The organism is uncultured Anaerovibrio sp. (genome assembly GCF_947302755.1).
Lineage (GTDB): Bacteria > Bacillota > Negativicutes > Selenomonadales > Selenomonadaceae > Anaerovibrio.
Map to the genome: position 1 here is coordinate 1 of NZ_CAMYWM010000134.1, position 6,640 is coordinate 6,640.

Here is a 6,640-nt window from a genome sequence, read left to right on the forward strand (position 1 = left end):
AAAATCGATTTTTATACAAACATATGTTGATTATACAATATTACCGTCTATTTGGCTATTTCCTTGACGAATAGCGTATAATTATTAATGTGATTAATATATGCTTTAACGGTTGGAGGGTGAAGGCAGAGGAAGGCCGGCCCGGTTAAGTGGGGGACGGCAGATAATCATTTCACCTTTGACATTGGAGGAGAAAATGCATCAATATTTATTTTACATAGGGGATTTCCCTGTACGGGCCTATGGTCTGGTTCTCAGTCTCAGCATCATTTTGGCCACCGGCGTAGGCTATTTTCTGGCCAGGCAGGATGGCCGCTATCACCGGCACGTAGTTGATCTGGGTATCTACTGTGGCCTTAGCGGCCTGCTGGGGGCCCGCCTGTGGGACGTGTTCTTCTTTGACTGGGACTACTACAGCCATCACCTTTCGGAAATTCTCAATGTATGGCAGGGGGGCATGGCCATTCAGGGGGGTATTGTGCTGGGGGTTATTACCGGTATTATATATTGCCGCCGCCACAAAATTGATATTCTGGCCATGATGGATATCAGTGCCCCGGCCATTGTCTTTGGGCAGGGCCTGGGCCGTTGTGCCAATTTACTGAACGGCGATGCCTTTGGGGCCCCTACCGGCGGCAGCTTCGGCATTCTCTACCCCACCACCACCCTGGCCCATCATACCTACGGTAACCAGCCCCTATGGCCTGCCGAAATATGGGAGGGACAGCTGGATTTCGTCATTTTTGCCCTGCTTTTGATGTATCGGGCCTTTCCCCATGCCAAGGGCCAGGCCTTTTCCCTGTACGTAATGCTGTACTGTCTGGTACGATTTTTCCTGGAATTTCTTCGGGGGGACTATGCCAATCCGGTGCTGGGCTCCCTTACCTCCGCCCAAATAACCAGTATAACCGGCTTTGCCATTGCCCTGGGCTGCTATATATGGCTTTATCTCGCCAACCGGCAGCCGCAAAATTAGCCCCCCTCCCCAAAGAGACGATATCATCAGCTGTAATTTCTTTACTATGAACACTTAGTGAGCACAAGTCTACGACGTAGTGGGAGCTTAGTGTTCGTTGTAAGGGCGTGTGGACACCATCAGGTGTCCAGTAAGCTTACTATGAACACTTAGTGAGCACAAGCCTACGGCGCAGTGGGAGCTTAGTGTTAGTTGTAAGGGCGTAGTGCAAATTTTTTATTTTGCACGGAGTTTACTATAAAATATGGTTATTGTATAATTAAATGGTAAATTTACATTTGAAAGGGGTATCTGACTTGAGTATTATCGCCCGTCACCTTACAGTTGACATGTACAAGTGCAAGAATTCCTGCTTTGATGACGTTCAGGATTTGCAGGCTGCATTGAAGACCCTACTGATGGAAAGCAATCTGGATATACTGTCTTCCACCAGCCAAATAATGTCAGATGATCATATTGCCATAATCCTGCTGTTTAATGAAGGACATATTACCGTTCATGCCTTTCCGGAGCTTCAATACGTTTCCGCCGATGCCTTTATCTGCGAGGAAAACGCTGCTCCCGAGGAGGTATTCAGCTCCATCAGGAAGCTCTTTAAGCCGGAAAAGACCAAAACCACTATCCTGAAGCGTGGTGATTTTGGCACCAATACGGATATGAAGCCAAAGACCAAAACCAAGGTAGCTCCCCTGCGCCGCATTCACAATACGGGCAGCAAGGTCATCAACATGCTGAAAAACAAGGACAATAAAAATAAGAAGTAAAATTGTGATATCATCGGCAATCGGGCTGGATAACCCAGTCCGATTTTTTATGTATACATTAAAACATAAGACAAATCACTAAACAAATTTCCTTTTTAAAGGTATAATGTTGTCTATCATGTACTTTCAATTAGGAGGTTTTTATGGAAAAACCACGTTTAGGACACATTCATTTCCTCAATGTTCTGCCAATCACCTACAGTCTCACCCGCTGCGGCTATGGCGAGGGCATTGACATAAAGGGTGGTGTTCCTTCCGTCATGAACAACGACCTCATAAACAACCGCTTGGACGCCAGTGAGGTATCCTCCATTGTTTATGCCCGAAATTATGATAAGCTGCTTATTTTGCCGGATTTGTGCGTGCGGGCTGACGGTCCTGTTCGGAGTATTATCCTGGTTTCCCGGAAGCCCATTGCCGAAATCAATCAGGATAAAATCGTGCTCACCGCCCAATCAGCCACCTCCCATGTGCTGCTGAAAATTATTCTCCACAAGGCCTACGATGCCACCCCGGAATATTGTGTGCGTCACCTTATCCCCGATAACCCTGTGCCAAATGACTGTACGGCGGCCCTGTTTATCGGCGATGACGCCCTCAATGTATACCATCACAAGGACAAGGATAAATTCTACTATTACGATATGGGGGTGGAATGGAAAAAGCTCACCGGCCGGTGTATGGTTTACGCCGTATGGGCTGTCCACAGAGACTTTGCCCAAAGCAATCCGGCGGCCTGCCGTCTCCTTCATGAACGGCTTTACAAGGGGCTCCGTCACGGCTATGCCCACAAGGCCGACGCCATAAACTCCATTTTGGACACCAAGCCCTTTACCTTCAAGCAGCTGGATGAATATTTGGAGGTAATCAAATGGAACCTCACTGAGGAATACTTGGACAATCTTATGATATTTTACAAATACGCCTACGAAATGGGCCTTATCCCCCGCATGCCAAAGCTGCAGCTGGCAGAGGTGGATTTTTGACCTATATTGTCTGCTGTTCACTGTTTCTATTGTAAAATATCCCCTGTGTAATGTGTTTTTACCTTTACACAGGGGATTTTTATTGGTTATACTTTTGTTTAGAGCTTAATATATTTTGGAGGAGAAAATATGCCCGACGAAACATCAAAACAAACCGTCGCAGACAGTACTGCCGCAGCCAGTGCAGCTGCGCCTAAAAAACAATATGTCAGCTTTGACCCGGGGCCTGTTACCTTGGACAGCGGTCTGGAGGGCGTAAAGCTTGACTTCAATTATGGTGCCCGGATAATTATTCCCGACGATGGGGACTATCACGTCAGGCTTACGGATCTGTATACCAGCTCCATTGTATATGATGCCGATGTCCGGGGAGCTATGGTCACCAGCACCAAGAAATACTACATAAATTTCCGGGTAGAGGTGTGGAAAAATGGGGAGCTGGCCCTCACCCATGATCTGGATTTAAAGGACAAGAATGTCCATATCCGGTTTCCGGTGGGCACTCTGGGGGATATTTTGGCCTGGTTTCCCTATTCCGAAGAATTTCGGAAAAAGCATCACTGCCATGTCTACTGCTCCATGAGTGAGGAAATAGCCGGACTCTTTAAGCCCGCCTATCCCCACATTCACTTTCTTAAGCCGGGAGATACACCACCGGATTGCTACGCCACCTACTATATGGGGATTTTCTTCCCGGCGGATGACCGGTTTCACCAGCCAGTAGACCATCGAATTGTCGGCCTGCAAAAAACCATCCCTTATCTTTTGGGGCTTGATGTGGTAGAGCGGCGTCCTATACTTACCCCAAGTAAAAAGCGCACCATTAAGGAGCCATACGTTTGTATTGCCGCCCAGGCCACCAGTAATGCCAAATACTGGAACAACCCACGGGGGTGGATTGAAACCATTGATTTCCTTAAATCCCTGGGCTATCGGGTACTATGCATTGACAAGGAAAAATGTCATGGCTACAACCGGCATTGGCACACCATACCATACGGCTGTGAGGATTTTACCGGCAGTCTCCCTCTCCAAGAGAGAGTGGATCTTCTAGCCCACGCCGATTTCTTTGTTGGCCTGGGTAGCGGGCTTTCGTGGCTGGCCTGGGGCACAGGCGTACCAGTCGTTCTGATTTCCGGCTTTTCCCTTCCCCACAGTGAATTCTACACGCCTTATCGCGTCATCAATTTCCATGTATGCAACGGCTGCTGGACAGACAGCAGTGAGGAATTTAAGCACGCTGATTTTAGCTGGTGTCCACGCCATGCCGGTACAGACCGGGAATTTGAATGCACCCGCTTCATTAGCTCCGGTCAGGTCTGCCAGACCATACTGCGGCTTATAAAGGACCACAAACTGAATCCCAAGCGGGGAACTACCGAACAGCACAGGAGGCCTTCCGATGGACAATAAAACTGCCGAACCACAACCATATATGACCTTTAATCCACCTGCCACACCTACCCAGACAACGGACATAGCCGGTGTGGTCTTTGATTTTAACCTGGGCCTGCGGGTAAGCGTTCCCCAGGGAAGCTATCGGGTAAAATTCATTGACCGGGAAAAGCATCTCACTGTTTACGATGCCCCCATCTCAGGAGCCATGGCCACCAGCACCAAGCGTTACTTTATCAGCTTCCGGCTGGAGCTCTGGCAGGAGCCTACCGAGGAGGAAAAAAAGGCTGCCCCGGGACAGAAGCCGGAGGCAAAGCTGATTTTTTCCCACGATTATAACGCCAAGGGCAAAAAGGTATTATTAAAATTTGCTGACCGGGCCTTAGGGGATATGCTGGCCTGGTTCCCCTATGCCGAGCTGTTTCGCCAAAAGCATGACTGCCAGCTGTATGCCCAGGTAGGTGAACAGTACATCTCTATCCTGGAGCCAGGCTATCCCAATATTCATTTCATCAAGGACGGAAAGCTGCCTGAGGACCTATATGCCTCCTATTACATTGGCCTCTTCGCCCCATGGGATGACCGGAACCTGCAGCCCATGGACTGGCGGGTGGTAGGTCTCCAGGCCCACGCTGCCTATTTACTGGGACTCACCCCACGGGAAGAGAAAATAAAGCTGGTACCCTCAAAAAAAGCCAAGGAAATCCAGCCAAAGGAACCATACGTGTGTATAGCTACCCAAGCCACCGCCCAAGCCAAATATTGGAACAATGCCAGTGGCTGGCTCACCACCATCGATTATCTGAAAAAGCAGGGCTATCGGGTCCTGTGTGTAGACCGGGACCGGGTAACAGTCAATGGCATATATGGCAACGCCATCCCCTACGGGGCAGAGGACTTTACCGGCAACCGTTCCCTCCAGGAGCGCATTGATCTCATATCCGGGGCCAGGTTCTTCATCGGCCTGCCCAGCGGTCTGTCCTGGCTGGCCTGGGGCTGTAATGTTCCCGTGGTGCTCATAGCCGGCTTTACCTCCCCTGGTACAGAATTTTATACCCCATACCGGGTCCAGCAATTCCACACCTGCCACAGCTGTGGCAATGACCAGCGCAATGAGCACAAATACGATGACTTTGGCGCCTGTCCACACCATCGGGGCACAGACCGGGAATTTGAATGTACCCGCTGCATTTCCCCGGAATACGTTCAAAGTGTAATTGAACAGCTGAAAAGGGATTTGCAGGAAAAAGCCTAAATAACCCCCTTACCCACTTATTGGTAATGCGGAATTTAGGTTAATTCGGAATGCGGAATGCGGAATGCGGAATGCTTTAGTTGGACTTCCCCTTCCCTGCGGGACTAGTTTATTTCATTCGCGTTGCAAGGAGAAGGCTGGTAAAAACTACTTTTTCTTTTTTGCTTGAAATGTTTTGTAGTATATGATATGTTTTGGTGTATCAAATGTTAAAATTTATTTTTCCAAAGAATGTTCAGGGAGGAAAAGATTTATTATGCGGGGAAATAAAAAGCTGCAGGAAAAACTGGCAATTGCCATGTCAATAATCAACGTTTTAAATGCTGGGGCACCAGTGGTGCTCCCGTATGTTAATTTTGCCGGGAACAGATCCACCGGAGGGGGCCATATCACGGCCCTCAGCCAGGGGAAAAATGCCCTGTTCTATGGCACTGCAGAAGCAACGGAATATAATGTACCAAACGGAACCTCCACCACCGTATCGGTGGTTACCATGTCTGTTATCGACTCAATGACTGTCAGCAACGGCGGTACGGGTGAGGTCACCACTATGAATGGCGGCCAACAGTTTATCTCCAACGGTGGCACGGGTGAAGTCACCACTATGAACAATGGAAGACAGTTTGTCTCCAACGGTGGCACAGGTGAAATCACCACTATGGAAGGCGGCTCTCAGGTAGTCTCTGCTGGCGGCAGTGGCACGGTTGCTACTATGAACGACGGTTTTCAGGAAATAAATAGTGCGGGCACGGGCGAAATTATTATTATGAATGACGGAGAGCAAGACATCGACCAAGGCACTGGCACGATTTCCACCATTAACCAAGGAACCCAGAATATATCAGCTGGTGCCACAGGTGAGATCACCCTTATGAACAACGGCTATCAGAAGGTCTTTTCTGGCGGTAATGGCAATCTTACCAGTATAACCGGTGGCGGGCAACACGTCGATGCTGGAGGTATAGGCTTGATTGATAGCATGACCAGTGGCTGGCAACAAGTAGATGGTACAAATGCAGAACATGGTTTAGCTACAATTAATACCATGATAAATGGCGAACAGCACGTCTCTGGTGGCATTGGAACAACCAGCACCATGAAGGATGGCACCCAAATTGTCTATACTGATGGCATCGGCAATGTCACCACCATGGAGGGCGGTACCCAGGAAATCAGTGCTGGCGGCACAGGTACCGTAGCTGCTCTTATGGGCGGTACCCAGAATGTCCTGGCAGGCGGCACGGCCATGGATACCACCATCGGG

At 49.0% G+C, this 6,640-nt stretch carries 5 protein-coding genes and 1 pseudogene; all 6 read left to right on the forward strand.

What is annotated here, in order from left to right; translation table 11 throughout:
• Positions 1-196 precede the first annotated feature (196 nt).
• Positions 197-976, forward strand: a complete 780-nt coding sequence (gene lgt / locus Q0Y54_RS10830) for a prolipoprotein diacylglyceryl transferase (protein ID WP_297967653.1) — start codon at positions 197-199, stop codon at positions 974-976.
• A 296-nt stretch (positions 977-1,272) separates the two neighbouring features.
• A complete protein-coding gene (speD, locus tag Q0Y54_RS10835; protein ID WP_297967656.1) occupies positions 1,273-1,740 on the forward strand; it encodes an adenosylmethionine decarboxylase in 468 nt (155 codons plus the stop codon).
• A gap of 143 nt (positions 1,741-1,883) precedes the next feature.
• Positions 1,884-2,726, forward strand: coding sequence for a menaquinone biosynthetic enzyme MqnA/MqnD family protein (locus Q0Y54_RS10840; protein ID WP_297967658.1), 843 nt, complete (start codon positions 1,884-1,886; stop codon positions 2,724-2,726).
• A 129-nt stretch (positions 2,727-2,855) separates the two neighbouring features.
• Positions 2,856-4,139: an autotransporter strand-loop-strand O-heptosyltransferase gene (locus Q0Y54_RS10845; protein WP_297967661.1), complete on the forward strand. Its 1,284-nt coding sequence runs from the start codon at positions 2,856-2,858 to the stop codon at positions 4,137-4,139.
• A complete protein-coding gene (locus tag Q0Y54_RS10850; RefSeq protein ID WP_297967664.1) occupies positions 4,129-5,376 on the forward strand; it encodes an autotransporter strand-loop-strand O-heptosyltransferase in 1,248 nt (415 codons plus the stop codon). Before Q0Y54_RS10845 ends, Q0Y54_RS10850 begins: the two co-directional genes overlap by 11 nt.
• Before the next feature lie 256 nt (positions 5,377-5,632).
• A pseudogene (locus tag Q0Y54_RS10855) lies at positions 5,633-6,640 on the forward strand (hypothetical protein); the annotation flags it as partial.